The 4,782-nt window shown below is 29.9% G+C and carries 1 protein-coding gene; it reads right to left on the reverse strand.

Annotation, left to right across the window (positions count from 1 at the left end; translation table 11 throughout):
* Positions 1–169: 169 nt before the first annotated feature.
* Entirely contained in the window at positions 170–4,477 is a 4,308-nt protein-coding gene (locus AWT72_RS08020) for an OmpA family protein (RefSeq protein ID WP_067143401.1), read from the reverse strand.
* Positions 4,478–4,782: the final 305 nt, after the last annotated feature.

The following is a 4,782-nucleotide window of genomic DNA, read 5'->3' on the forward strand; positions in this document are numbered from 1 at the left end:
TTTTTTTATTTTTTTTTGGGTGTTGCATATCAAACTTAAAGTTACTTTTTTTTATTTTCACATTAAATTTTAAAAAATAAAGTTCTATATACAAAAGTCTTATTTTTTAGAAAAAAAAAAAAAGGAATTACTCCTGATTAAATCAGAAATAATTCTCAATTTTTAAATTTTATTTATCTGTAAATCTTAATTCAACTCTTCTATTCATATATCTTCCTTCAGGAGTATCATTGAAATCTACAATCTTAGTTTCTCCAAATGAACTTATATCTCTTATAACAATGCTTTCATCTAATCCTAATTCTTTTAGATATCTAACAACATTTATTGCTCTTTCTAATCCAAGTTTAGCATTATAATCATGCGAAGCAGAATTATCTGTATGTCCAATTACATCAATTAATTTATTCTTGTAGTATTTATTTAAAACAGCAACTATTTGTTTTAGTGATTCTTTTTCTTCATCACTTGCTTCTCTGCCATCTACTTCAAATCCTCTTATTACACATAATTTAGTTGTTGTTCCACATGAAATTGGTATTTTACCTTCAGTTTTAATTTCACCTTTTTCATTAACTTTTATCTTTAATTCATCCAATTCTTTCTCAATTTTTGCAAATTTTTCATTATTCGAAGGTAAAGAAGCCATTATTTGATTTAACAATATTGGATCTAAATCATTATTTTTTCTCTTTTCAGGTATTAAATTAACATTAACCCCTGCTGCTACACCAAATGTTTTCTTAGTATCTACACCAGCACTTAGCTTATAAATAAATCTTCTATTTGGTATTGTTCCACTTATTCCTAATGCAAATCCACCAGCTTTATTATAATATGCTCCACCAGCACCAATTGACACTAAGTGTCTATCACTTACTTGTGGTATATTTGCCATAGCCATTGAAGTAGCTATACCACCATTTGTTTGACCTATCTTATTATTAATTTGATCTTTATCATAATAATTATCTTTTAAGTGATCATGTACTTGTTTATCAGTTACAAGTCTAGGTTTATTAGCATCCGGTGTTTTAATACTAGCACCTTCACTTAATTTTTTAGCCCATTGTTTTACATTATCATCCTCTAGATTACTTGCATCTTTTTTAGCAAAGTCTTTAGCTAATTTAGTTTTATCTATTGCTAAATCAAATGTTTTCTTACCAGTAACTGCATCATTAGTTGGTTTTACTATTATAGACTTATCAATTGAAGTTACATCTATTAACTTACCTACAGTATTTTTAACATGTTTATGTACTGTATCCCCTGTTACTGTATTTTTATCTCCTTCTTCAACTTTTCCTGTTCCTATACTGTCAATCTTATCTTTTGTCTTTTTATCTAATCCTACAGTAAATGTTTTCTTACCTTTTGCATCTGGTCCTTCAGATATTACTTCTACACCTGAGTTTGGTTTATTTTTAACATCTATTAAAGTATGTACTGTATCTTTAACATAAGTATGTACTTTTTCACCTGTTACAGTTTTATCTTTATTTGGATCTGTATCTGATATTTCACCTTTACCAATAGAATCTATCTTATCTTTTATTGGTTTTGCCAATCCTACTTTACTTGTCTTAACATTTCCAACTATTGTATCTTTTACAACAATTTCATTGTCTGTTCCTTCAACTTTTATTGAATTTTTAGCTGCTTTTTCTAAAGCTTCTTTAACTTTATCTAATTGACCTTTATTTACTGCGTCTTTAGCATCAACACCATCTTTTACATTAGTAATTGTTGTTCCGTCTGCTCCACCTTTTAATGTAATCTTATCTTTATTAGGCCCATCATACTCAACAACATTTTTTAATTTATCATTGATTTTTGTTATATTATCTTTATTAGCATCAACTTTTTTATCAACTATACTTAATTGATCCTCAGTTGCAGCTCTACCAGATTCTGGATTACCGTCCCATGTTTTGTTTTCTAATCCTGTTATATGACCTTTTGTTCCATCAACTGTAATTTTATCTAACTTAATTTTATCTTTTAATTTAATTTCAAGTTCTCCGCCAGCTTTTGATTCAGTTACAACATTCTTGTCATCACCTTTTACCTTAAATGCTTCTGTTTTAAGATCTAATGATTGTTCTCCACCATTATTTCCTTGGAATTTAAGTTTCGAAGCTATTCCACCTGAAAGTTTTTTCACTTCACTATCAACATATTTTTTATTAGCTGCATCTTTATCATCAGTAGGAGCTGCTACATTTACAATTTTCTTGTCATTTGCATCTAGACCTTTATCTGTAATATATGTTTTGTCACCTAATTTTATTTTGTTTTCACCAATTACAACTTTTTTATTTCCTGTTCCTGCTTCTACTTCATCAAATTTTGGTTTTTTTGCTATTAATATTTCTAATTTTTTATTAGTTATTTTTGTTTTTACATTTTTAGATGATCCTTCATCTGCCAATGTTCCCTTTATTTCTAAAGTTTCTCCTAATTTTATTGCTGCTGGTGATCCTTCATTACCTGTAAATGTTAACCCTTTATCTTTAAGATAGTCAAATACTGTTTTACCTGTTACTGTATTATTTACTTTAGCACCAGAATCAGCGATTACTCCATCTCCAATTCCTAATGCAGTTTTCCACTTATTTTTTACTGAAGAATCAATATTACTTGCATCTTTTTTAGCAAATGTATTCGCTAACTTATCTTTATCTACTTCAACATTAAATGTTTTCTTACCTGTAGCATCTTCAACTTCTGATGATACTTTTATACTTTTATCTTTTGATTCTACTTCAATTAGTTTTTGAACATTATCTTTAACATATTTATGTACTGCTGCACCTGTTACAGTTTTAATTTTATTAGGATCAGTATCTGATATTTCACCTTTTCCAATTCCAATCGCTTTAATTTGTGCCACATTTACTGCATCTGTATCTTTAGTTCCTGCTGCTAAACCATTTATTTGTCTAGTAAGTGTCCCATCAGCTTTTCCTATAGATACTGCTGCATGTGTTGCTTTCCATGCACCAGTTGCATTTGTACTATCAGCATTTGTTAAAAAATCATGCCCTACTACACCTTTATCAACATCTGCTATTGATAAACTTCCTAATGCAACTGCTCCTTCTTTACTTGTATTTGTTCCAGTTCCTATTGCAAATGAATCTTTTGCATTTGTATTAGCTACTGTACCTATTGCATATGAATTATCTCCCCTTGCATTTGCAGTTTGACCTATTGCAAATGAGCTTTTATCATATGTTTTAGCCAATTGTCCTATCGCAAATGAAGATTGCCCTTTCGCAACTGCTTCTTTACCTATTGCATATGTAGCTATATCATGTGCTTCAGCTTTTAATCCTATTGCATATGAATTTTCTTGCATTGCTTTTGATTCAGTACCTATAGCATATGATCTTTCTCCAGTTGAAAGAGATTCTTTACCTATTGCATATGCTGATTCATTAGTAGCACTCGCTTTATAACCAGCAGCATATGAATTTTCACCATCTGAATTTGCTTCTAATCCTATTGCAACTGATCTTATTTTTTTAGCAGTTGCTTTATTTCCGATTGCTAAAGATCTTTCTGCTGATGCAATTGCTTCATTTCCTAATGCTGTAGCATAATTGGAATTGTCTTCAACTTTTGCTCCTATTCCTATTGCAGTTGAACCTTCTGATTTTGCTTCACCTAAAATTGCAACTGAACTTTGTCCTATTGCTTTTGCATTTCCTAACGCTACTGAAAAATCACCCGTTGATTTTGCTTCTGTTCCTATTGCAACTGATTGATTTGCATTTGCTTCTGATTGATTTCCGATTGCAACTGCATTTATAGATGCTTTTGCAGTTTTTGATTCTTGTCCTATTGCAACTGAATTTTGTCCATCTGCTGTTCCGTTTATTGCTGTTGTTTTAGTTCCTAGTGATTTACCAAGTATTGCTACTGTAAAATCTCCTTCTGATTTTGCATCTGTTCCGATTGCAACTGATTGATTTTTATATGCTCTTGCTCTATTTCCTATTGCAACTGCATTTATAGAAGTTTTAAAAGTATGTGATGCTTCTCCAATTGTAATTGAATTTTCACCTTCTGCCAATCCTTTTAATGCTGTTGTACGTTTTCCTGTTGAATGTGCATCATGACCTATAGCTAATGAATATTCTCCTTTAGCTTTTGTTTTTTTATCTGCTGCACTACCACCTATCGCTATTGCACCTTCTCCATTTGCATCTGCATTATGTCCAATTGTTAAAGCATGTGTACCTTTACTCTTTGCTGTTCTACCTATTGCAATTGCTTTATCTCCGTTTGCATTAGAATCTTTACCAATTGCAACTGAATCACTTTTATTATTATCATTTCCACCAGCAACTTTGTAACTGTATGAAAAAATACTTCCTAACATTAAAAACGTTATTAACGTAGTAATGTTAATACTTACTTTGTTTTTCAATGATTTTTTAAACCATCTCATTTTTTCGTTTATTCCCATTATCCCCTTCTCCTTTTTTTGTTTATATCATAGATATTTTAGCACCCCTCCCCCTAAAAAGTCAAATTTTTCACATTTTTTTGTTAGCATTTTCGGTAACAAAGGCTTATAAAACAATGTTTTAACATTGATAAAATTTTTTATAATTTGTTGAAAATTCTTTACTTATATTAATATAATATTGGCAAAATAAATAAAAATAGTCCTACATGCAAAACTTTTGATTATAAATTAACATTTTTTAATATTTTTATTTAAGATATACGAAATTTAACAGTACATAAAAAAAAAGGGGCTGTTGCAAA

Origin of the sequence: Oceanivirga salmonicida, from assembly GCF_001517915.1 — a bacterium.
In the GTDB taxonomy this organism is placed as follows: domain Bacteria; phylum Fusobacteriota; class Fusobacteriia; order Fusobacteriales; family Leptotrichiaceae; genus Oceanivirga; species Oceanivirga salmonicida.